Raw genomic sequence first — 22027 nt, forward strand, 5'->3', positions numbered from 1 at the left:
CCGCCCGCACCGGGTGGGGACCGGTGCGGGGTATTCGGGGGCGATCAACCCGGGGCGAGGGTGGTCAGAAGGGCGCGGGCCGCATTGAAGCGGTCTTCCGGCAACGGCAGCGGGTGCTTGATGCGCAGCTTGTCAGGCCCTTCCATGGCGTAGAGATTGGGTTGTTTCTGGATCAGCTGGATCACCGCCATCGGATCGATGTTCGGCTTGGACTCGAACACGATGCGGCCACCGTTTTCGCCCAGGTCCAGCTTGCGGATGCCCAGCGTATTGGCCTTCAGCTTCAGCTCGGCGATGGCGAACAGGTGCTTGGCCGCATCCGGCAGCAGGCCGAAGCGATCGATCATCTCCACCTGCAGTTCGCGCAGCGCATCGCTGTCGCGCGCGCTGGAAATACGCTTGTACAGGGTCAGGCGGGTATGCACGTCCGGCAGGTAGTCTTCCGGAATCAGCGCCGGCACATGCAGCTCGACCTCGGCACCGCGCACTTCCTCGCCGGCATCCAGGTCGGGCAGTTTGCCCTGCTTGATGCTGCGCACCGCGCGCTCCAGCAGCTCGGTGTAGAGGCTGAAGCCGACCTCGGCCATCTGCCCGCTCTGGTCCTCGCCCAGCAGTTCACCGGCACCGCGGATTTCCAGATCGTGCGTGGCCAGGGTGAAGCCGGCACCGAGCTCGTCCATCGACGCGATCGCTTCCAGGCGCTTTTCCGCATCCGGGGTGATCGAGCGGCGGTCGGGCGCCACCAGGTAGGCGTAGGCGCGGTGGTGCGAACGACCGACGCGGCCACGCAGCTGGTGCAGCTGGGCCAGGCCGAAGCGGTCGGCGCGGTTGATGATGATGGTGTTGGCGTTGGGGATGTCGATGCCCGATTCGATGATCGTGGTCGACAGCAGTACGTTGAAGCGCTGCTTCTGGAAATCAAGCATCACCTTTTCCAGCTCGCGCTCGGGCATCTGCCCGTGGGCGATGCCGATGCGCGCCTCCGGCACCAGCTCGGACAGCTCGCGCTGCATGCGGCCGATGCTTTCCACGTCGTTGTGCAGGAAGTACAGCTGGCCACCACGCGCCAGCTCGCGCTGGAAGGCTTCGCGCAGCAGCGCATTGTCCCACTGGGTGATGAAGGTCTGCACCGCCAGCCGGTTCGGCGGCGGCGTGGCGATGATCGACAGGTCGCGCAGGCCGGCCATGGCCATGTTCAGCGTGCGCGGAATCGGCGTGGCGGTCAGTGTGAGCAGGTGCACGTTGGCGCGCAGCGCCTTCAGCGCTTCCTTCTGGCGTACGCCGAAACGCTGCTCCTCGTCGACGATGACCATGCCCAGGTCCTTGAACTTCACGTCCGGCTGCAGCAGGCGATGGGTACCGACGATGACGTCGATGGTGCCGGCGGCGACCTTTTCCAGCTCGGCCTTGATTTCCTTGGTGGTCTTGAAGCGCGACAGCACCTCGACCTTCAGCGGGTAATCGGCGAAACGGTCGCGGAAGTTGCGGTAATGCTGTTCGGCCAGCAGCGTGGTCGGCACCAGCACGGCCACCTGCTTGCCGGCACTGGCGGCGGCGAATGCCGCACGCACCGCCACCTCGGTCTTGCCGAAGCCTACGTCGCCGCAGACCACGCGGTCCATCGGCTGGCTGCTGGCCAGGTCGCGCAGGGTGGCGTCGATCGCGGCCAGCTGGTCCGGGGTTTCCTCGAACGGGAAACCGGCCGCGAACGGTTCGTACATCGCGCGGTCTACCTGCAGCGCCAGGCCAGCACGGGCCTGGCGGCGGGCCTGGATCTCCAGCAGCTCTGCAGCCACGTCGCGCACCTTCTCGGCGGCCTTGCGCTTGGCCTTGCTCCACTGTTCGCCGCCCAGCGAATGCAGCGGCGCGGTTTCCGCCGAAGCACCGGAGTAGCGGCTGATCAGGTGCAGCTGGGCGACCGGCACATACAGGCGGTCGCCCTTGGCGTATTCGATTTCCAGGAACTCGCCGGGCATGCCGCCGACGTCCATCGCAATCAGGCCGCGGTAGCGGCCGACGCCATGATCCTCGTGCACGATCGGCGCACCCTCGGTCAGTTCACCGAGGTCGCGGATGATCGCTTCCGGTTCGCGGCCGGCACGGCGCGTGCGGCGGGTGCTGCCGGCGCGCTCGGGAAACAGCTGGCGCTCGGTCAGCACCGCGATGCGCGGATCGTCCAGTGCGAAGCCATCCTCCAGCGGCGCCACCGCGATCGCGAAGCGCGCATCGTCGGCGAGGAAGCTGGGCAAGTCGGCCACCACCGGCGGCTTCAGCTCGGCGGCCTGCAACACTTCCAGCAGCGCCTCGCGACGCCCGGGCGAATCGGCGGCAATCAGCACCCGGCCCGGATAATGGCCGAGGAAGGATTTCAGCGCGTCGCCAGCGGGGGCCTCGCGCGCGGCCACCGGCAGCGGCGGCAGCGGCTGGTCGCCCAACGCATGGGCATCGGCGATGCGCGCGTGGTCAGCCGACCACACTTCGATGCGCGGGGCATCGTTCAGACGCTCGCGCAGTAGTTCCGGCGACAGATACAGCGCCGACGGCGGCAGCAGCGGCCGTTCCACATCGTGGCGGCGCTGCTCGTAACGCTCGCCGGTCTGCGCCCAGAACGCCTCGGCGGCTTCGCCGGCACCGGCGCAGACCACCGGCAGGCTGCCGTCGGGCAGGTAGTCGAACAGGGTCGCGGTGCGTTCGAAGAACAGCGGCAGGTAGTACTCGACGCCGGCCGGGGCCAGCCCGGACTTCAGATCCTGGTACAGCGCGCTGCGCCGGGTATCGACATCGAAGCGTTCGCGCAGCGTGGCCAGCACGCGGGCGATGCTGGCTTCGTCCATCGGTACTTCGCGGCCCGGCAGCATGTGCACCGCCTCGACCTTGTCGAGCGAGCGCTGGCTTTCCGGGTCGAAGGCACGGATCGAGTCGATGTCCTCGTCCAGCAGCTCCACCCGCAGCGGCTCGTCGGCGCCCATCGGGAACACATCGAGCAGGCCGCCGCGCACGGCGAAGTCACCCGGGTCCATCACCTGCGGGACGTTGCGGTAACCAGCACTTTCCAGGCGACGCTTCTCGGCTTCCAGATCCAGGCGCTGGCCGACCTTCAGGTCGAAGCTGCCACCGATCACGTAGCTGCGCGGGGCCAGCTGCTGCAGCAGGGTCTGCACCGGCACGATCACCAGGCCGCGCTTCAGCGTGGGCAGGCGGTGCAGGGCGGACAGGCGCTGCGAAATGATGTCCGGATGCGGGCTGAAGCGGTCGTAGGGCAGGGTTTCCCAGTCCGGGAAGGCCACCACCGGCAGGGCCGGATCGCCGCCGAGCAGGGTCTGCAGGTCGGCTTCAAGCTGGTTGGCGCCGTGGTTGTCACGGGCGATCACCAGCAGCGGGGCGTCGTGCGCACGCGCGGCCTGGGCCAGATACCAGGCCAGGGCGGTCGGCGATGCGGGGGCGCGCCACCAGGCGCGGAGCTGGCCGACGCGCGGCAGCGGCGGGGCGGGGTATGAGGTACGCGACATGGACCCCGGATTTTAGCAGAAGCCCGATCGAAGCCCGGCGAGTCGTGCCGGCCGTTGGCCGGCCGCCTCATGTGCGGTTGGGGGAACGCAATGCCGGCCAGCGGCCGGCACTACCGGAATGACGCGCCGGGCGATGCCCGGCGCATCCATCAGTTGTCCAGCTCCAGCACCATCCGCACCAGGCCTTCGGCACCGGTCGGGTGCGGGACCGGCTTGAAGCCCAGCGAGGCGGCCAGCTGCTTCATCGGCTCGTTCTCGGCGGCAACGTCGCCGTAAAGACGGTCCAGGTACTTGCCGCGGCCCCACTTCACCAGCTTGCGCATCAGCTGCCGGCCGAGGCCCTGGCCAATGAGGAAGCGGCTGATCAGGATCGCGTACTCGGCTTCACGGGTACCGGGGATGATCGAGGCCCGGGCGACCGCGCCGACCACCGCTTCGCCAGCGGGCAGGGATTCGGCTGCGACCAGGGTGATCTCGGTCTTGGGATTCGGGTGGGTCAGGCGCTGGGTGGTTTCCGGCGACAGCTCGGTCACCGCCTGCAGGAAACGATCACGGATTTCTTCCGGCCCGAACAGGCTGAACGCCGCTTGCAGCGGCGCGCCATCTTCCGGGCGGATGGGGCGGATCAGCAGCTCGTGGCCGCTGGGAGCCTTGAAGATCTCATGCCAGGGCGGCATGCGGTTGCGAGTGGCCATACCGGGTGATTCCTTGGTGGTCCATCGATTGTGGCATCACCGGGGCTGCATTCCGTGAACGAAAGGCTCACAGCGGTACAGCCTCGTGAAGGCCGTTATTCGGGGGCTTTGAGCCAATCCAGGCGGGTGCTGGCACCGGGTTCACCCAGGTGCTGGCGCAGCGCCGGCAGGGCCGGGCCGACCACCCGGTCGAACTGCCAGGGCGGGTTGAGCAGCAGCATGCCGCTGCCGTTGAGGCGCAGCGGCGAGTCGTCCGGCCGCACCAGGAACTCGATCGTCATCGCCGATTTCACCGGCAGGGCGGTGGCCTTGCGCAGGAAGTGCAGGATAGTGCGGCGCTGCTTGATCGGGAACCACACCGCGCAGGTAGCCTGCGGCCAGCGCGCCAGGGTCTCGGCCAGCGCGGCCAGGACGGCCTGGTATTCGGCGTCCTGGGCCTCGTAGGGCGGGTCGATCAGCACCAGGCCGCGGCCGATCTTGCTGCCGTTGAACTTCGGCGGCAGCAGCGAGCGCAGCAGCGCATAGCCATCGCCCGCCCGCACGTCGACGCGGCTGTCATGGGCGAACAGGGCCTTCAGCGTGGCCGTTTCGGCTTCCTGCAGCTCACAGACCGCCATGCGGTCCTGCGCGCGCATCGCCTGCGCGCTCAGCAGCGGCGAGCCCGGGTAGTTGGTCAGGGCGCCCACCGGATTATCGGCCTGCACCGCCTTCAGATAGCGCTCGACCACCTCCGGCAGCTTGGGCTGGGCCATCAGCCGCATGATCCCGGATTCAGCCTCGAGGGTCTTGCGGCTCTCTTCGCTGGCCAGCAGGTAGCGGCCGGCGCCGCCGTGGGTGTCGAGCACAAAGAACGGGCTGTCCTTGCGCTTGAAGCTGTCGATCAGGGCCAGCTGCACGATGTGCTTGAGCACATCGGCGTGGTTGCCGGCATGGAAGGCGTGGCGATAGTTCATGGGCGGCAGTGTACGGGGCGGCGGCCGCAGCGGCTATGCTGCGCGCCATGACAGCTCCTGTTGCCCATGTCCTGGTGGTCGAGGACGAAGCCGCCATCGCCGAAACCGTGCTCTATGCGCTGCGCAGCGAGGGCTATGCCGCCAGTCACTGCCTGTTGGGCGGTGAGGCCCTGCAGCGGCTGCAGGCCGGCGATATCGATGTGCTGGTGCTGGACGTGGGCCTGCCCGATCTTGGCGGCTTCGAGGTCTGCCGGCGGCTGCGTGCGCAGCCGGGGCCGGCGGCGCAGCTGCCGGTGATCTTCCTGACCGCGCGCAACGACGAAGTGGACCGCGTGCTCGGCCTGGAGCTGGGCGCCGACGACTACATGACCAAGCCGTTCTCGCCGCGCGAGCTGGTCGCACGGGTGCGTGCACGCCTGCGCCGTGCGGCGCCGGTCGTCGCAGCGCCCAGCGCCGATGCGGGCTGGCAGGAGCATGGCGCGTTCGCCATTGACCGCGAGGGCCGGCGCATCCGCTTCCGCGGCCATGCGCTGGACCTGACCCGCTATGAGTACGCACTGCTGGAAGCGCTGCTGCAGCGCCCGGGTGCCATCCTCAGCCGCGCGCAGCTGATGGACCGGGGCTGGGACAGCAGTGCCGACAGTGCCGACCGCACCGTCGACACCCACGTCAAGACGCTGCGCGCCAAGCTGCGCGCGGCCGGTGCCAGCGACGACCCGATCCGCACCCACCGTGGCCTCGGCTACGCGCTGGAGGTCTAGCCGATGCGCCTGGTACTGAAGCTGTTCCTCGGCTTCTTCCTGATCACCGGCATCGCCGCGTTCTTCGTGATGCGCGTGTTCGTCAACGAGGTGAAGCCCGGTGTGCGCCAGGCGATGGAATCGACCCTGGTCGATGCGGCCAACGTGCTGGCCGAGATGGCCGCCGCCGACGTCAAGGACGGCACCATCCGCAGCGGCAGCTTCACCCGCAACCTGGCCAAGGCGCGGCAGCGCGACCTGAAGGCGATGGTCTGGCGTTTCCCCAAGCGCTCGCTGGATTACCGGGTGACCATCACCGACGCCAAGGGCATCGTCATCTACGATTCGCTGGGCCGTGATCTCGGCCGCGACAACTCGCGCTGGAATGATGTCTACCGCACCCTGCGCGGTGAGTACGGCGCACGTTCCAGCCCCGAGATTGCCGGTGAAGAGGGCGATACGGTGATGCACGTGGCGGCACCGGTATACGACCCGGTGGATGGCCGCACGCTGATCGGCGTGCTCAGCCTGGCCCAGCCGAACCGCAGCATCGATCCGTTCATCGCCGCCAGCCAGCGCGCCATCATCGAGCGCGGTGCGTGGCTGATCGGGTTGTCGGCGCTGGTCGGCGTGCTGGTGACGATGTGGCTGACCACCGGCCTCGGCCAGCTCAGCCGCTATGCACGCGCGGTCAGCGCGGGCGAACCGGTGCCACCACCACGGCGCCGCCGCGACGAGATCGGCGATCTCGGCCAGGCGCTGGAAACGATGCGCCAGAAGCTCGAAGGCAAGGCCTACGTCGAGCAGTACGTGCAGTCGCTGACGCACGAGATGAAGAGCCCGCTGGCGGCGATCCGCGGTGCCGCCGAGCTGCTGCAGGAGCCGTTGCCCGAGGCCGACCGCGTGCATTTCGCCCGCAGCATCGTCGACCAGCAGGAGCGGCTGACCGAGACCATCGACAAGCTGCTGGCGCTGGCCGAAGTGGAACAGCACGGCTGGCTGCAGACGCGTGACCCGATCGCGCTGCCGGCATTGCTGGCCGATGCGGCGGCGGCCGCGCAGGTGCGCGCGCAGGCGGCCGGCGTGCAGGTCCGCATCGGCAGCGTGCCCGACCTGCGGGTGCAGGGCGACGCCTACCTGCTGCGGCAGGCACTGCACAACCTGATCGACAACGCGATTGCCTTCTCGCCGGCCGGCGCGGAGATCGCGCTGCAGGCCGAGGTGGACGGGCAGGGCGTGCGCCTGCAGGTGGCCGACCGTGGCGCCGGCATTCCCGACTACGCGCGTGAGCGGGTGTTCGAGCGCTTCTATTCGTTGGCCCGCCCCGGCAGCGGGCGGCGCAGCTCCGGCCTGGGCCTGCCGTTCGTGCAGGAGGTCGCGCGCCTGCATGATGGGCGTGCCAGCGTGGATATCCGCGAGGGCGGCGGCACCGTGGCCAGCCTGTGGCTGCCTTTGGGTGTGCCAGGCCAGCGCCCGCGCCGCTGACTTCACACTCGCTTCAAATTCGCCACAAACCCTGCTCACCGCGGCGGTCCATCCTGCAGCCCTCTCCAACGAGGATGGACCATGAAATCCCTGAAGATGCTGCTGCGGTTCGCCATTGTCGGCGGGCTGATCCTGCTGCTGCTGGTGCCGCTGACGATGATCCGCGGGGTCATCAACGAACGTAGCGCGTACCGCGACGAGGCCTTCTCACGGGTGGCCGACAGCCGCGCCGGTGCACAGCAGCTGGTGGGCCCGGTGCGGGTGGTGCCGTGGGTGGAACGCAAGCAGGTTGAACTGGTCGACCCGCTGGGCGTCAAGAAGACCGAGGTGCAGGTCACCGAGGGGCACTGGCTGCAGATGCCGGCGTCGCTGGAGGTGGGCGGCGAGATGCTGCCGAGCCAGCGTGAGGTCGGCCTGTTCAAGGTGCCGGTGTACAGCTGGAACGGCCAGATGAAGGCGACGTTCGCTGCAGACGACTATCCGGTGAAGGCCGGCCGCAGCTATGGCCAGCCGTATGTGGCGGTGGGCATTTCCGATGTGCGTGGCCTGGTCGGTACGCCGAACCTGCGCGTGGATGGCAAGCAGCTGCGCCTGCTGCCTGGCGTTGGTGCGGCCAGCGAGGTGGGGCGAGGCCTGCACGCACCGGTGGCCGGATTCGCCGAAGACCATGGCGGCACGCTGGCTGCCAGCACCGTCGAACTCGAGCTGCGCCTGGATGGCAGCCGCATGCTGTCGGTGGTGCCGGTGGGCGATGACACCAAGATCGCACTGCGTTCGAGCTGGCCGCATCCGTCATTCAGCGGTGCGTTCCTGCCCAACGAGCGTCGCGTCGACGCACAGGGCTTCGATGCGCGCTGGGCGGTGTCTTCGCTGGCCTCCGATGCACAGCGACAGCTGCGCAATGATGGTGCGGTCGAGTCGCAGGCGGTGACGGTGTCACTGGTTGATCCGGTCGATGCCTACACCCAGGCCGACCGTGCCTCGAAATACGGCGTGCTGTTCGTGCTGCTCACCTTCGTCGGCTTCATCCTGTTCGAGCTGATCAGGTCGCTGCGCATCCACCCGCTGCAGTACCTCATGGTGGGCCTGGCGCTGGCGATCTTCTTCCTGCTGCTGATCAGCCTGTCCGAGCACATCGCGTTCTGGAAGGCCTACCTGGTCTCGGCGGTGGCCTGTATCGGCCTACAGGCGGTGTACCTGGCCAACGTGCTGGGCCACTGGAAGCGCGGCCTCGGCTTCGCTGCGCTGCTGACCGTGTTGTATGGCGCGCTGTATGGCCTGCTGGTGTCGGAGAACAACGCGCTGCTGATGGGTTCACTGCTGCTGTTCGTGATCCTGGCGCTGGCGATGTGGGTGACCCGCCGGGTGGACTGGTACGCGCTTGGCGCGGAACTGAAGTAAGGAGCACGCCATGAGCTGGCGCCAGGGATTGCGGCAACGGGCACGGCAGGGCATTCCGGCCCTGCTGGAAGTGGATGCGCTGCTGCAGGCACATGGCGTGCTGGCGGCCCTGCCGGGGGCACGGATCGCCCCCGGCCTGGTCCGCTTCCAGCTGGCGGCGGCGACCTGCGAGGGACTGCAGGGCCAGGGACTGGCCTGGCTGCAGGGCGCACGGCAGGGACGCGGTGCGCTGGCCGGCAGGGTGCCGCGCTACCGGCCATGGAAGGCCGGGGCGGAGGCGCTGGCCGAGATAGGTATCGGCGGCCTTCCGGATGGCTGGCCGGCACACGCGGCGGTGTACGGCTGCAGCAGCATCGACCGGCGGCACTGGTTGCTGCTGCTGCCCGAGCGGGCGCAGTTGTGGCTGGGATGGAGTGGATGATTCGGTTGTTCATCCACGCATGGCGTGGATCTACTGTCGCTGTCCATGACCGATGGGACGGTATCCGCGCGCCCCTGCTGGCTAGACTCGATGGGTTGATGATCGAGCCGAAGGGCAGGGGTGCGATGTGTTGAAGTGGGGCATGCTGGCCGCAGCGCTGGCGATGGGTGGCAATGCAGGCGCGCAGCAGCGCGAGCCGGTGGACCTGGACATGGTCAGCCGCATCCGCCAGGAGGCCTTCCACCGTTCGCAGGTGATGGACACCTTCAGCTACCTCACCGAACGCATCGGTCCGCGCCTGACCAACTCGCCGGCGATGGGCCGCGCCAATGCGTGGACGCGTGGCAAGTTCAACGAATGGAAGCTGGACAACGTCCACGACGAAGCCTTCGACGACTTCGGGCGTGGCTGGGAGTTCACTTCGGCCAGCGTAGAGATGCTCGGTGACCGCGTGCAGCCGCTGCATGCGCTGCCCAAGGCCTGGACCCCTGGTACCAAGGGCCCGGTTGAAGGCGAGCTGGTGCAGGTCGAGATCAAGAAGCCCGAGGACATCGAGAAGTACCGCGGCAAGCTGCGCGGCAAGATCCTGCTGCTGGGCGAGGCGCGCGAGTACAAGCGCGGCACCGAGGCGGATTCGCACCGCCACGACGCCACCTCGCTGGAGGGCCTGCAGGAGTTCACCCTGCCCAAGGACAAGGACGCCACCGCCGAGCGTGCGAAGCGGGTCAAGGAATACCAGGAACGCCAGCAGCTGGCGACCAAGGTCAATGCGTTCTTCGTGGAAGAAGGCGCGCTGGCCTCGATCAGCATCAGCAGCTGGGACAACGGCATCATCCGCGTTGCCGGTGGCGGCTCGCGCAAGGCCGGTGAATCGGTGGGCATCCCCGAACTGGCGATGATCAGCGAACACTTCAATCCGCTGGTGCGCGCGCTGGAGGCCAAGCAGACCGTGCGCCTGCGCGTGGATGTGGCCGCGCGCTTCACCGACGAGGCCGACCAGCCGGGTTACAACACGCTGGCCGAGATCCGTGGCAGCAGCAGGCCCGATGAAGTGGTGATGATCGGCGCGCACCTGGATTCCTGGCACAGTGGTACCGGTGCGGCCGACAACGCGGCCGGCGTGGCGGTGATGATGGAAGCGATGCGCATCCTCAAGGCCACCGGCGCCAAGCCCAAGCGCACCATCCGGGTGGCGCTGTGGAGCGGCGAGGAGCAGGGCCTGATCGGCTCGCAGGCCTATGTGGCCAAGCACTTCGGCCGTTTCCCGGAACCCACCGACCCGGCGCAGAAGGCGCTGCCGGCCTCGCTGCGCGAGCCGACCGGCGCGCTGCAGAAGACCCGCGACTACGGCAAGTTCCAGGTCTACTTCAACATGGACAACGGCTCGGGCCGCTTCCGTGGCATCTATGCACAGGAAAACCTGGCGGCGATGCCGATCTTCGAAGCCTGGCTGGCCCCGTTCCATGACGTCGGCGCCACCACCGTGGCCACCCGCAACACCGGCAGCACCGACCACATCAGCTTCGACCGCATCGGCCTGCCGGGCTTCCAGTTCATCCAGGACCGGCTGGACTACTTCACCAACGTCCACCACAGCCACCTGGACACCTGGGACCACGCCGAACCGGAAGACCTGAAGCAGGCCGCAGCCATCGTCGCCTCGTTCGCCTACAACGCCGCAATGCGCGAGCAGTCCTTCCCACGCAAGGTAGAACCGTAAAAGGGGACGGAGGGGATTAAGTCGTTTCTCCCCTCCGTTTCCCGGTTGCAGGCCCAGCGGCTGGGCAATCGCGACTTAATCCCCTCCGTCCCCTTTTTCCGTCGGGGGCGGCGGGCTGGTAAAATCGGGGGATTCCCGTTCCTCGAGCCGTCCATGACCTGCCGCACCCGCTTCGCCCCCAGCCCCACCGGTTACCTGCACATCGGCGGTGCCCGCACCGCGCTGTACTGCTGGCTGGAGGCCCGCCACCGTGGCGGCGAGTTCGTGCTGCGCATCGAGGACACCGACCGTGAACGCAGCACCCAGGGCGCGATCGACGCGATCCTGGAGGCGATGGAGTGGCTGGGCCTGGACTATGACGAAGGCCCGATCTACCAGACCGACCGCGTCGCCCGTTACCTGGAAGTGGCCGAGCAGCTGGTGGCCGACGGCAAGGCGTACTACGCCTATGAGACCCGCGAAGAGCTGGACGCGATGCGCGAGGCCGCCATGGCCAAGCAGGAGAAGCCGCGCTACAACGGCGCTGCACGCGAACTGGGCCTGCCGCGCAAGGACGACCCGAACCGCGTCATCCGCTTCAAGAACCCGCTGGAAGGCACGGTGGTGTTCGACGACCTGATCAAGGGCCGCATCGAGATCGCCAACAGCGAGCTGGATGACATGGTCATCTTCCGCCCGGACGGCTACCCCACCTATAACTTCGCGGTGGTGGTGGACGACTGGGACATGGGCATCACCGAGGTCATCCGCGGCGACGACCACATCAACAACACCCCGCGCCAGATCAACCTGTACGAAAGCATCGGCGCGCCGGTGCCGAAGTTCGGCCACATGCCGATGATCCTCGACGAGCAGGGCGCCAAGCTGTCCAAGCGCACCGGCGCGGCCGACGTGATGCAGTACAAGGACGCCGGCTACCTGCCGGACGCGCTGCTGAGCTACCTGGCCCGCCTGGGCTGGTCGCACGGTGACCAGGAGCTGTTCAGCCGCCAGGAGCTGATCGACCTGTTCGACGTGAAGGACTGCAATTCCAAGGCCTCGCGCCTGGACATGGCCAAGCTGGGCTGGGTCAACCAGCACTTCCTGAAGACCGAGGACGTGGCCGCGATCGTGCCGCACCTGGTCTACCAGCTGCAGAAGCTGGGCCTGGACGTGGCCGCCGGCCCCGCCCCGGAGGATGTGGTGATCGCCCTGCGTGAACGCGTGCAGACCCTGAAGGAAATGGCCGAGAAGGCGGTGGTCTGGTACCAGCCGCTGACCGAGTATGACGAAGCGGCGGTGGCCAAGCACTTCAAGGCCGGTGCCGAGGTGGCGCTGGGCAAGGCCCGCGAACTGCTGGCGGCGCTGCCGGAGTGGACCGCCGAATCGGTGGGCGTGGCCCTGCACGATGCGGCCGCCGCGCTGGAGATCGGCATGGGCAAGGTCGCCCAGCCGCTGCGCGTGGCCATCACCGGCACCCAGGTCAGTCCTGACATTTCCCATACCGTGTACCTGGCCGGCCGCGAGCAGGCCTTGAAACGCATTGATGTGGCCATCACCAAGGTAGCAACGGCCTGAGGCATCCTTGCCAGGCCCGAACCGGAGAACACGCATGCCCGCCAAGACCGCCACTGCCTGTACCGCCCCGCACCACCACGTCCACGACGCATCGGATTTCGTGGCGGTGGTCGAGCGCGTCTCGCGCGAACGCGGGCTGCGCCTGACCCCGATCCGCGCCAACGTGCTGAAGTTGATCGCCGAGGCCGGCAAGCCGGTCAAGGCCTACGAGCTGCTGGAATGGGTGCGCAACGGCAAGGGCGTGGGCGCTGACGCCCCGCCCACCGTCTACCGCGCGCTCGACTTCCTGATGGCCAATGGCTTCGTGCACAAGCTGGAATCGGTCAATGCCTTCGTGGCCTGCCACCATCCCAGCAGTGCCGCGCACTCGGTGCCGTTCCTGATCTGCAACAGCTGCCACAGTGCTGTGGAGCTGGAAGACCGCGAGATCGTCACCCAGCTGGAGAAGCGCGCCAAGGAGCTGGGCTTCCAGCCGCAGGCGCAGACCCTGGAAGTGCACGGCCTCTGCGCGCGCTGCGCGGGCTGAGTCGCGGCGCGTACCCGGACTGAGCTGCACGCTCAGTCCCGGGCGGCGTGCTCTTTCAGACGCTTCAGGACGCTGCGCTGTGCGTCGACCAGCACAGGGTCGTCCACCCGCAACTGCTCGACCCAGGCGAGCGCTGGTACCGGGTCGGCACGGCGCACGAAATACAGTGCCTGCGCCAGGAAATGCACATTGGGCACCCTGGCGTCCCAGATGAGCTTGGCGATACGCAGCATCGACGCCTGCATGCCGGGTGTAACCTCAACGCCGGTCTTCCCCGAAAGCGCGGTATTGAGGCAGTAAAGCGCCTGGCAGGGCAGATCACGCGGTGTGCCCGCACGCGACCAGTCAGCGCGTTCGGCAAAGTCCAGCAGGATGGCAATGGCGGCGGGGCCACCCACATCGGCCAGTGTGCCGAGCGCGAACACTGCCAGCTGGGGGTCACCCAGCATATCGCGCAGGCCCTCAATGCCCTGGCGTCCCCAGGCGGTGCAGGCCTTGGCCCAGCCGCCGAACGGTACGACCCGGCTACCATCGCCCAGCAGGCCATCATCCGGCCAACCGTGCAGTATCCGCAGCCGCTCAATCTCCTCGCCACCTTCGGCGCCGTGCTCCTGCACGAAGGCGATCAGATCTTCCGCTTCCAGCATGTCCTTGGCCGCCCGCCTGGCCAGTGTCGTGAATTTCATCGTCTTCCAGCGATCCTGATCCAGATCCGCAACGGTAGCGGATCAATGGGGTGAAGGCAGTCAGCAGCCTGCACCCTAGTCCATCGGCTTGGACCGGGTATCCACCCGCACGATCACCGACATGCCGGGCCGCAGCTGCGCGGCCAGCGTCTGACCTTCATTGATCGATATCCGCACCGGCAGCCGTTGCACCACCTTGGTGAAGTTGCCGCTGGCGTTGTCCGGGCGCAGTACGCTGAACTCCGAACCTGTGGCGGGTGCGATCTCCTGCACGCGGCCGCGCAGCACCTGGCCCTGGAACGCGTCCACCGAGAACGTGGCCGGCTGACCGATCGCCATGCCCCAGGTCTGGCCTTCCTTGTAGTTGGCCACCACCCATAGCGTGTCAGGCACCAGGAACAGCAGCTGCGAACCGGCGGCGACGTACTGGCCCACGCGCACGCTGGCTTCGCTGATCTGGCCGTCGCGCGGTGCGTGGATCACCGTGTTGGCCAGGTCGATGCGCGCCAGTTCCAGTTGTGCCTGTGCACTTTCCACCTGGGCCTCCAGGCTCTTGCGCGCCACCTGGGTCGACACCAGCGTTTCCTCGGCGATGCGGATCTGCGCCTGCGACTGCTGCACGCTGGCCTGTGCCGAGGCCTGGGTGGTGCGGAACTTGTCGCGGTCGTTGACCGACACCAGTTGCTGCGCAGCCAGTTCCTCGTAGCGTTTCAATTCATTGCGCGAACGCTGCAGCTCGGCCTGGCCGGCCGACAGCGTGGCGTGCGCCGAAGCGATCTGCGCACGATTCTGTGCCTGCGACTGGTCCGAGTTGGCCAGTGCCGCACGTGCGCTGTCCAGCGTTGCCTGCGCCTGGGCCACACGCTGCGTGTAGATGCGGTCATCGATGCGCAGCAGCGGATCGCCCTCCCTTACGTGCTGGAAGTCCTTCACCAGCACTTCGGTCACGTAGCCGTTCACCTGTGGCGCCATCACTGTGATCTGCCCGCGCACATAGGCGTTGTCGGTCACCATCACGCTGCTGGTGAACGGCCACAGGTGCCAGGCGCGCAGGATCAGCGCAATGCCCAGCAAGGCCACCACCACCATCACCACCACGCTGCGCGCGCTGGGCTTGAGGTACTTCGGCGCGGCAGCCGGTGTCGCGGGCGTGGGCGCAGGCGCCGCATCGGTCGGCGGCGGTGGAGTGACGTTGTCGGCGTCGATGTCGTCGGGGCGGGGCGGGACGGGAGGCATGGAGGAGGACTCAGCGGGGCGCGGCCGGCGTGACCGCAGCGGGGGAAGTGGGGTGGCGCTTGCGCCATTGCTTGAGCACGGCGGTGCGCAGCGACAGCAGCAGCAACCAGCACAGGAAGCCGATCGCCAGCCATCCGCTCAGCGTGAACACGTCATTGAAGCCTCGCACGTTGGCTTCGCGGCGCGTGGTCTGCGCCAGCTGCGCGCTGCCCTGCGCGCTGCGCAGCACCGGGTCGGTGATCTGTGCGCTGTACAGCTGCTGCTGGAGGCGCAGGCGTTGTGCCACCACCGGGTCGGCCGGGTCGAGCTGGCTGGTCAATGCACTGGAGTACAGCTGCTCGCGGTGCAGCTGGAAGGTACCCAGCACCGCCGAACCGGCCAGGCCGCCCAGCGTCTGTGTGATCGACAGCGTCACCAGGAAGGTGATCATGTGGTCCACGCCCTGTTTCAGCGCGGCGGAAATGCCGAGCATGATCAACGGGCCCATGAACATGCCGGCACCGACCGAGGCCAGGAACTGGCTGACATAGAAGTCGTGCGGCCGGTCCAGGCTGGTGCGGTGCTGATCGAAGAAGGCGGCAGCGCCGAGCAGCAGGATCGCCATCAGCAGCTGCGCGATCAGCCGCTTCGGGCCGAACGTCAGCGAGGCACCGGCGATGCCGGTGACCACGCCCGCGAGGATCACTACGAACAGCGGGCGCATCTGGTCCGGGCCCATGCCCAGCGTGCGCATCAGGTTGACCACGCCATAGGACTGTTCGGTGGTCAGGAAGCGGATCAGGAACGCGCCGACGATGAAGTGCAGCACCGGCAGCTTCGACAGCCAGCGGATCTGCAGCAGCGGATTGCGCCGGTAGTGTTCGATGATGAAGGCGGTGGTGGACAGCACGATCGAGGCGACCAGCGCCCAGCCCAGCCATGGCGTGTTGAGCCACCAGCGCGTGTAGCCCTGCGCCAACACGATCACCAGCAGCGCGACGGCCGGTGCGAGCAGGGCGAAGGTGAGGAAGTCCAGCGGCTCGAAGGCTTTCACCTGGATGCCGGGCGGCAGCTTCAGCACCACCACCGCCGCGAACGCGCACAGGGCCAGCCCGGCTTCAAACGAGTAGAGCTGATGCCACTGGCCGGTATCGACCAGGCCCGGCGAGACGATCCAGGCGATCGGCACCGCCAGCTGCGAGAGGCCCACGCCAACCACCAGCAGATTGCCGGTGAACCGTCGTGGCAGCGCCTGCAGCATGTACAGCGTGCCCAGTGTCGAACAGGCGGCGCCAGCGAAGCCGCTGGCGGCACGGGTCAGCATCGTGGTCTCGAAGCTGCCAACGAACAGGTGCAGCACCGCCAGTGCTGCGTACAGGCCCAGGCCGATCTCGGCGAACAGGCGGATGCCGTACTGCTGGCGGAACTTGAAGGCCAGCAGGTTGGCCGTGACGTTGACCATTGCATAGGCCGCCACCAGCCAGCTGCCCTGGGTCGGCGTCAGTGCCAGCTGGCCCTGCAGGAAGGGCAGGTCGGCGGTGACCAGTGCATTGCCAAGGCCACCGGTGATCGCCACCAGCAGCGACACCAGTGCATAGGCCACGCGTCGATACGGTGGGTGCCAGGGCATCGACGCCGAACCGGGCATGGTCGGCTTCTCGTGCTCCTCCCAATCCGGAACCGGCTTCAGATACGGCTGGACCATCAGCGGGCCTCGCTGGTTGCTCCCTGGAGACCACCGCGCAGCAGCTGCAGGGCGCGCCCGGCCAGGTGGGCGCGCTCGTCGCGGGTCTTGCCGCGCAGGGCTGCGCCCAGCATGCCCGAGATCAGTGAAATATCCGTCTTCTCCAGGTCAGCCCGGCACAGGCCGGCGGCCTTGGCACGGGCGATCGGTGCTTCCAGCAGATCGCGCACGGTCTCGCGCGCGGTGCGCATGGCCGGCACGTCCGAATCGACTGCACGCCAGTAATCGGCCAGTGCCGGCGAATCGATGATGCGCTGGGCCATACCCTCGAACACTTCGAACAGGGCATCGTCGCGGTCGCCGAGCTGCTCGACCTGGCGCCGGATACGGTCGACCGTACGTTGCAGCAGCGCCTGGATCAGCGCGGTGCGGTCGGGGAAGTTGCGGTACAGGGTGGCGCGGCCCACCTGGGCGCGTTCGACCACCAGGTCCAGCGGGGCGGTGACACCGTGTTGGCCGAACACATGATCGGCGGCGTCGAGGATGAGGGCACGGCGGGCAGCAGCATCGGCACGTTGGGCAGTCATGGAATTATTTTCGGACAAAAGTGTCCGATTGGCGAGACTTTGAGTGACGGGATTGTCCGCTTGTTGTGGTACGCACATCTTTGTGACGAATGCGTGATGGATGCTGCACAAAGAGATGGGGGCCAGAAGGCCCCCATCGGATCTGCTTGCATTGGATCCACGCCATGCGTGGGCTGAGGCTGGGGTCAGAACCCATTCCTCTGGAATGGGATCCGACTCCACTACGCGATCAGAAGAACGCGCGGATGCCGAATGCGACACCACGGCCCGGCAGCGGCGAGTAATCACGCAGCAGCGAGGTATGCGGACGCACTTCGCGGTTGGTCAGGTTGCTGCCATCCAGGAACACCTCGTAGCTGTTGCTCGCGTTGCGATCCCAGCGGTAGGCCAGATGCGCGTCGACCAGGGTGTAGCCGTCGCTCGGCGCTTCGTTCTGGGCGACATCCTTCTGGCGGCTGTAGCGGACCGCACCGACCGAGGCGCGCCAGCCGTCCTTCGACCAGCGCAGGTCGGCGCCGACGCGGGCCGGGGCGATGCGCGGCAGGTAGCCGGTGTTGGCCAGCTCCACGCTGTAGTTGTGGTTGTGGTCGCCATGCGGCACGGCGATGTCGAGGTTGCGGCTGCCGCTGCCATCCAGCTTGGCCTTCACGTAGTCGCCGAACAGGCGCAGATCCCAGTCACCGGCGCCGCCTTCGAACAGGTGCACCAGCGCTTCGGCTTCGGCACCGCGGAACACCGCATCCTGCTGCGTCCAGGCGCGGACCGGCAGACCCTCGGTAACGCCGGTGTCGGCCAGGTAGATGAAGTCCTTGAACCTGGTCTGGTAGACCGACGCGGAGAAGTCCAGGCGTTCGCTGTGGGTGTGGATACCCAGTTCCACGCGCTGGCCGCGCTCGGTCTTCAGGTTGGCGTCGCCGATTTCCAGCGAGCGGGTGGCGATGTGCGCGCCGGCGGCATACAGCTCTTCGTTGGTCGGTGCACGCTCGGAGCTGTCCACGCCGATGCGAAGGTCAACGGCATCGTTGAGCTTCCAGATGCCGGCCGCAGACAGGTTGGTGGCGCCGAAGGTGCGGCGGCGATAGTCGCCGGTCGGGTCCAGCTTGACCTGGTCGTGGCGGCCGCCCAGTTCCAGCTTGAACGGGCCGAACTGCTTTTCCTGCAGTACGAACAGGCCGATGTTCTTCGTGCCGGTATCCGGAACGAACGCCTCTTCGCCCTTGGCACCGAAATCACTGTTGCCGAACTGCAGGCCGAAGGCGCCGTCCCAGCCGCCGATCTGCTGCTGCACGGCTTCCAGGCGCGCCTCGATGCCACGGTTGGTGAAGCGGGTGGACGGCGTGCCGGCTTCCAGCTCCACGTGTTCGTAGTCGGTGTAGGCCACGCGCGCATTGATGTTCTTCAGGAACGAGACCGGGTTGTAGATGCCGGCCTTGGTCTCGAAGCGGTTCTGCACCATGTCGATGCGCACGTCATGCTCGTCGCCGCCTTCCTCTTCATCGCCATGGTCGTGGTCGTGGCCGTGGTCATGGCCATGATCATCGCCATCGGCATGCACGTGCGCGCCATTGGGAATGCCGTAGTTGGTGCGATAGGTGCTGGCCGATACGCCGAAGTAGCCGTCGTCGCCCAGCCAGGTCGCGCCGACGCCGCCGGCGCGGGTGCGGATCGAGCTGTTGTCGAGGCGGCCGCGGCGCGGTTCTTCGCCTTCTTCGCCCGCGTGGTCATGGTCGTGATCGTGATGGTCTTCAAGGCTGTCGATCACTGCATAGCCGGGAATGCGGTAGTCGTCGCCATTGCGCACCAGGCCGTCCACATGCAGCACGACATTGCCGCTGACGCCATCGAGGCGGAACATGCCGCTGCGCTCGTTGTTCACCGAATTGCCGCGCAGCTCGGCGCGGCCGCTGAGCGGGCGCTCCGGCAGCTCGCGGGCGATGCGGCCATCCACCACATTGACCGCGCCACCGATGGCGCCACTGCCGAACAGCAGCGTGGCCGGGCCCTTCAGCACTTCGATCTGGTCGGCCAGGAACGGCTCGATGCTGGTGGCATGGTCGGCACTGACCGTGGACGCATCCATGTTGCCCATGCCGTTGGACAGCACGGCCACGCGCGGGCCTTCCTGGCCGCGGATGATCGGGCGGCCGACGCCAGGGCCGAAGAACGTGCTCTGCACGCCCGGCAGCTTGGCCACGGTATCGCCGAGGGTGCCGGCCTTCTGCTCGTCCAGGCGTTCGCCGGCCAGTACCTCCACCGGGCGCGCCAGCGATTCGGCATCGCCCTGCAGTGGCGACGCGGTGACCTGCACCGACGACAGTTCAGTCAGGTGGCGGTCACGATGAGCGCTGTCATCGCCGGCGGCAAAGGCAACCGAAGGCAGCAGGGCGGCGAGGGCCAGAGCGAGGGAATGCGGCTTCAACCGCGGGGTGTGGGCGGGCATGGAGCGGGTCCTTTGTTACAGTGTATCAATCGCTGGGCGCACGTATCCCGTCAGCGGGACAGGGGGAGGGAAACCGTGCGGGTCGGGAGCAGATGTTATATTATTCCATAACGATTCGCCGACCCTGCTGGAAGTCATGTCCCTGTCCTCACGCCTGCGCCACCTGCTAGACCGTTTCGGCGCCACCGGTTCGATGCTGTGCGCGGTGCACTGCGCGGTGATCCCCGTGCTGCTGGCCGCGGCGCCGTCGCTGGGCCTGTCGTTCTGGCTGAGCGATGGGGTGGAACAGGCGCTGGTGGTGTTCGTGACCCTGCTCGGATTGTTCAGCCTGGTCTGGGGCTACCGCCGGCACGGCGCGCTGCGTGCGCTGGGCTTCCTGATCCCCGGCCTGGTCGCGTTGTGGGCTGGCGTGCTGTACGACCCGCTGCACCACAATGCGGTGCCACACGCGGTGGTGATGACCGTCGGCGGCCTGCTGGTGGGGGTCGCCCATCTGGTCAACCTGCGCCTCAACCACGGTCACGTGCACGACGCCAGCTGCGCGCACTAGGCGCTCCGTGATAGGATTTTCGATCGTGCGCGGGGGCGCCCAGCAAGGCGGCCCCGCCGAACCCGTGTCAGTACGGGGTAACCAGATTTCACATTTGAGGAGTTGAAGACATGGGTAAGGGTGACCGCAAGACCGCCAAGGGCAAGCGCTACAACGCCAGCTACGGCAACGCCCGTTCGCACACCGCGAGCAAGGTCGCCGTAGGCGCCGCCGCTCCGGTTGCCAAGAAGACCGTGGCCAAGGCTCCGGCGAAGAAGGCTGTGGCGAAGAAGGCCGTCGCCAAGGCCTGATCCGGCCCAGACCGGTTCAACGAAAAACGCGGCGCCTGGCGCCGCGTTTTTTTATGCCTGTCCGGCGAGCCGAGCGTGGGCTCGGCTCTACAACCGGATCAGCGCAGGGTTTTCTTCAGCGTTTCCGGATTGCCGTCGTTCGGTGCAGCCGGCACCTGCAGCAGGTGCGCCAGCAGCGGGTAGACGTCGACATTGTCGAAGCCATCGATCACCAGGCCCTGGCGGAACGACGGGCCGCTGGCCACGAATACCGCGCGCATGGAGGGCAGGGCATTGTCGTAGCCATGCGAGCCACGATCCTGATGGTCTCGCTTGGCGATCTTCTCCTGGTGCAGGGCATCCCAGCCTTCATCCATCATGCAGACAATGGCGGGAATGCGCGGGTGGGTGCCGTAGTGCAGGCGCGGCGGCAGGTTCTCTTTCTTCCAGCACTCGTAGTGCGCGTGACGACCGAGCAGGGCGCGCTCGGCTGCGGCTTCGTGACCGGCCAACGGCGCAAAACCCACCGACTGGCCCTGGCTGACGTTGCGAGCGATGGCCGGGGCGGCCATTGATTCGGTGGAGATCACCTGGCCGACCGGGACGCTGGCCATGCCATGGTCGGAGACCACGATCACGTTGGTGGTCGCGGCCAGGCCGCGCTGCTGCAGTCCATCGAGCACCTGGCCGACGATCTGGTCGGCGCGCACGATGGCGTCGGCGTACTGCTTCGATTCGGGGCCGTAGTTGTGGCCGGCCTTGTCCACGTGCTCCATGTACAGCGTGGTCAGTTGCGGTGCGTCGGCATCGGTCTGTGCAAGCCAGTCCAGCACGGTGCCCGCGCGTTGTTCCAGCGGTTCCTTGCCGTCGTACACGCGCCATTGGCTTGGGCGCACACCACGGATTTCCGATTCACTGCCCGGCCACGAGGTGGTGGCCGAACGCACCCCGGCGTTCTCGGCGCCGACCCAGATCGGTTCGCCGCCCCACCAGCCGCTGGTGGTGACCGCCTCACGGTTGCTCAGCTCGAACCGGCCTAGGGCTTCATCGTCCATGCTGTTGTTGACGATGCCGTGGTGGTCCGGGCGCAGGCCGGTGACGATGGTGTAGTGGTTGGGGAAGGTCAGCGACGGATAGGACGGGGTCATCCAGCGTGCACGCACGCCGCCGTCGATCAGGCGCTGCAGGTTCGGGGTCAGGCCGCGGTCCAGCGCATCGGCGCGCAGGCCGTCGATCGAGATCAGCAGCAGCTTCGGCGGCGCAGCCGCAGCGACAGCGATGGGAGCGGAGGCGGAAGGGGCGGGCGCGGTGGTGCAGGCGGCCAATGGCAGCAGCAGCGCCAGCGCGCAGGTCAGGCGTACGGAAGTCATCCGCCCATGATAAGCCGGTGCAATGACCACCCCAAGACACGTTGCGCCGAAGGGCGCAGCGTGTCCGCGCATTTTTCCTTATCCCCGCGCCTGTCGGCGCGCCCCCTTCAACAAGAAGGGGGTTTTTCTCCAGACATATTCCTGATGCTTCCATCCATGCATGGCGTGGATCTACCGTGTCGACCAAGGTCGACACCTACCAGCAGCCGCGTAGTGCGC

Annotated in this window: 18 protein-coding genes; 9 read left to right on the top strand and 9 right to left on the bottom strand. The window is 67.4% G+C overall.

Translation table 11 applies throughout. The annotated features are described in order from the left end of the window. Positions 1–44: 44 nt before the first annotated feature. From mfd to ACZK45_RS06130, 3 genes are all read right to left on the bottom strand, one after another. Positions 45–3509 carry a transcription-repair coupling factor gene (gene mfd / locus ACZK45_RS06120; RefSeq protein WP_478445590.1) on the bottom strand — a complete coding sequence of 1155 codons (3465 nt, stop codon included), beginning with the start codon at positions 3507–3509 and terminating at the stop codon, positions 45–47. A 149-nt stretch (positions 3510–3658) separates the two neighbouring features. After that, on the bottom strand, positions 3659–4204 hold the full coding sequence (locus tag ACZK45_RS06125; protein WP_004150340.1) for a GNAT family N-acetyltransferase: 546 nt from the start codon (positions 4202–4204) through the stop codon (positions 3659–3661). A gap of 95 nt (positions 4205–4299) precedes the next feature. Next, positions 4300–5157 carry a 23S rRNA (adenine(2030)-N(6))-methyltransferase RlmJ gene (locus ACZK45_RS06130; protein ID WP_024958156.1) on the bottom strand — a complete coding sequence of 286 codons (858 nt, stop codon included), beginning with the start codon at positions 5155–5157 and terminating at the stop codon, positions 4300–4302. A 35-nt stretch (positions 5158–5192) separates the two neighbouring features. On the opposite strand from ACZK45_RS06130, the gene creB reads away from it, so the two are divergent. The 7 genes from creB to ACZK45_RS06165 all read left to right on the top strand — a co-directional run bounded on the left by creB (position 5193) and on the right by ACZK45_RS06165 (position 13007). Next, positions 5193–5918 carry a two-component system response regulator CreB gene (gene creB, locus ACZK45_RS06135; protein WP_080355454.1) on the top strand — a complete coding sequence of 242 codons (726 nt, stop codon included), beginning with the start codon at positions 5193–5195 and terminating at the stop codon, positions 5916–5918. A gap of 3 nt (positions 5919–5921) precedes the next feature. Then, positions 5922–7382, top strand: a complete 1461-nt coding sequence (creC, locus tag ACZK45_RS06140; RefSeq protein ID WP_253143349.1) for a two-component system sensor histidine kinase CreC — start codon at positions 5922–5924, stop codon at positions 7380–7382. 81 nt (positions 7383–7463) lie between these two features. Beyond that, positions 7464–8783 carry a cell envelope integrity protein CreD gene (gene creD / locus ACZK45_RS06145; protein WP_110711667.1) on the top strand — a complete coding sequence of 440 codons (1320 nt, stop codon included), beginning with the start codon at positions 7464–7466 and terminating at the stop codon, positions 8781–8783. A gap of 10 nt (positions 8784–8793) precedes the next feature. Further along, on the top strand, positions 8794–9204 hold the full coding sequence (locus tag ACZK45_RS06150; RefSeq protein ID WP_125895780.1) for a hypothetical protein: 411 nt from the start codon (positions 8794–8796) through the stop codon (positions 9202–9204). Between the two features lie 142 nt (positions 9205–9346). Continuing rightward, positions 9347–10924, top strand: a complete 1578-nt coding sequence (locus ACZK45_RS06155) for a M20/M25/M40 family metallo-hydrolase (RefSeq protein ID WP_121503870.1) — start codon at positions 9347–9349, stop codon at positions 10922–10924. A gap of 153 nt (positions 10925–11077) precedes the next feature. Further along, a complete protein-coding gene (gltX, locus tag ACZK45_RS06160) occupies positions 11078–12481 on the top strand; it encodes a glutamate--tRNA ligase (protein WP_180837973.1) in 1404 nt (467 codons plus the stop codon). A gap of 34 nt (positions 12482–12515) precedes the next feature. Continuing rightward, positions 12516–13007 (top strand): Fur family transcriptional regulator, encoded by a 492-nt coding sequence (locus ACZK45_RS06165; protein WP_004150412.1) that lies wholly within the window; start codon positions 12516–12518, stop codon positions 13005–13007. A gap of 32 nt (positions 13008–13039) precedes the next feature. On the opposite strand, the gene ACZK45_RS06170 is transcribed toward ACZK45_RS06165, so the two are convergent. The 5 genes from ACZK45_RS06170 to ACZK45_RS06190 form a co-directional block, all read right to left on the bottom strand. Next, the gene (locus ACZK45_RS06170) at positions 13040–13693 is read right to left on the bottom strand and encodes a hypothetical protein (protein WP_478445591.1); all 654 of its coding nucleotides are present in this window, start codon (positions 13691–13693) and stop codon (positions 13040–13042) included. Positions 13694–13768: 75 nt separating this feature from the next. Continuing rightward, on the bottom strand, positions 13769–14929 hold the full coding sequence (locus tag ACZK45_RS06175; RefSeq protein WP_125895777.1) for an HlyD family secretion protein: 1161 nt from the start codon (positions 14927–14929) through the stop codon (positions 13769–13771). A gap of 10 nt (positions 14930–14939) precedes the next feature. Then, positions 14940–16613, bottom strand: coding sequence for an MFS transporter (locus ACZK45_RS06180; RefSeq protein ID WP_478445592.1), 1674 nt, complete (start codon positions 16611–16613; stop codon positions 14940–14942). Continuing rightward, positions 16613–17179, bottom strand: coding sequence for a TetR/AcrR family transcriptional regulator (locus ACZK45_RS06185; protein WP_010483118.1), 567 nt, complete (start codon positions 17177–17179; stop codon positions 16613–16615). The genes ACZK45_RS06180 and ACZK45_RS06185 overlap by 1 nt, the downstream gene beginning before the upstream one ends. 229 nt (positions 17180–17408) lie before the next feature. After that, on the bottom strand, positions 17409–19619 hold the full coding sequence (locus ACZK45_RS06190; RefSeq protein ID WP_180837977.1) for a TonB-dependent receptor: 2211 nt from the start codon (positions 19617–19619) through the stop codon (positions 17409–17411). Between the two features lie 136 nt (positions 19620–19755). On the opposite strand from ACZK45_RS06190, the gene ACZK45_RS06195 reads away from it, so the two are divergent. Beyond that, positions 19756–20169, top strand: coding sequence for a MerC domain-containing protein (locus tag ACZK45_RS06195; RefSeq protein WP_019338435.1), 414 nt, complete (start codon positions 19756–19758; stop codon positions 20167–20169). A gap of 110 nt (positions 20170–20279) precedes the next feature. Then, positions 20280–20459: a 30S ribosomal protein THX gene (locus ACZK45_RS06200; RefSeq protein ID WP_004150462.1), complete on the top strand. Its 180-nt coding sequence runs from the start codon at positions 20280–20282 to the stop codon at positions 20457–20459. Positions 20460–20557: 98 nt separating this feature from the next. Here the strand turns inward: ACZK45_RS06200 and ACZK45_RS06205 are convergent, their stop codons facing one another. Next, positions 20558–21808 (bottom strand): alkaline phosphatase family protein, encoded by a 1251-nt coding sequence (locus ACZK45_RS06205; RefSeq protein ID WP_180837978.1) that lies wholly within the window; start codon positions 21806–21808, stop codon positions 20558–20560. Positions 21809–22027 lie beyond the last annotated feature (219 nt).

Source organism: Stenotrophomonas sp. 63632_Sma (assembly GCF_056482875.1).

Bases quoted from the DNA above. Each gene is read 5' to 3' on its own strand.
- ACZK45_RS06200 (WP_004150462.1), top strand. From the start codon at position 20,280: ATGGGTAAGGGTGACCGCAAGACCGCCAAGGGCAAGCGCTACAACGCC.
- mfd (WP_478445590.1), bottom strand. From the start codon at position 3,509: ATGTCGCGTACCTCATACCCCGCCCCGCCGCTGCCGCGCGTCGGCCAG.
- ACZK45_RS06175 (WP_125895777.1), bottom strand. From the start codon at position 14,929: ATGCCTCCCGTCCCGCCCCGCCCCGACGACATCGACGCCGACAACGTC.
- ACZK45_RS06155 (WP_121503870.1), top strand. From the start codon at position 9,347: ATGCTGGCCGCAGCGCTGGCGATGGGTGGCAATGCAGGCGCGCAGCAG.
- ACZK45_RS06180 (WP_478445592.1), bottom strand. From the start codon at position 16,613: ATGGTCCAGCCGTATCTGAAGCCGGTTCCGGATTGGGAGGAGCACGAG.
- ACZK45_RS06165 (WP_004150412.1), top strand. From the start codon at position 12,516: ATGCCCGCCAAGACCGCCACTGCCTGTACCGCCCCGCACCACCACGTC.
- ACZK45_RS06130 (WP_024958156.1), bottom strand. From the start codon at position 5,157: ATGAACTATCGCCACGCCTTCCATGCCGGCAACCACGCCGATGTGCTC.
- ACZK45_RS06205 (WP_180837978.1), bottom strand. From the start codon at position 21,808: ATGACTTCCGTACGCCTGACCTGCGCGCTGGCGCTGCTGCTGCCATTG.
- gltX (WP_180837973.1), top strand. From the start codon at position 11,078: ATGACCTGCCGCACCCGCTTCGCCCCCAGCCCCACCGGTTACCTGCAC.
- creB (WP_080355454.1), top strand. From the start codon at position 5,193: ATGCTGCGCGCCATGACAGCTCCTGTTGCCCATGTCCTGGTGGTCGAG.
- creC (WP_253143349.1), top strand. From the start codon at position 5,922: ATGCGCCTGGTACTGAAGCTGTTCCTCGGCTTCTTCCTGATCACCGGC.
- ACZK45_RS06190 (WP_180837977.1), bottom strand. From the start codon at position 19,619: ATGCCCGCCCACACCCCGCGGTTGAAGCCGCATTCCCTCGCTCTGGCC.
- ACZK45_RS06185 (WP_010483118.1), bottom strand. From the start codon at position 17,179: ATGACTGCCCAACGTGCCGATGCTGCTGCCCGCCGTGCCCTCATCCTC.
- ACZK45_RS06125 (WP_004150340.1), bottom strand. From the start codon at position 4,204: ATGGCCACTCGCAACCGCATGCCGCCCTGGCATGAGATCTTCAAGGCT.
- ACZK45_RS06170 (WP_478445591.1), bottom strand. From the start codon at position 13,693: ATGAAATTCACGACACTGGCCAGGCGGGCGGCCAAGGACATGCTGGAA.
- ACZK45_RS06150 (WP_125895780.1), top strand. From the start codon at position 8,794: ATGAGCTGGCGCCAGGGATTGCGGCAACGGGCACGGCAGGGCATTCCG.
- ACZK45_RS06195 (WP_019338435.1), top strand. From the start codon at position 19,756: ATGTCCCTGTCCTCACGCCTGCGCCACCTGCTAGACCGTTTCGGCGCC.
- creD (WP_110711667.1), top strand. From the start codon at position 7,464: ATGAAATCCCTGAAGATGCTGCTGCGGTTCGCCATTGTCGGCGGGCTG.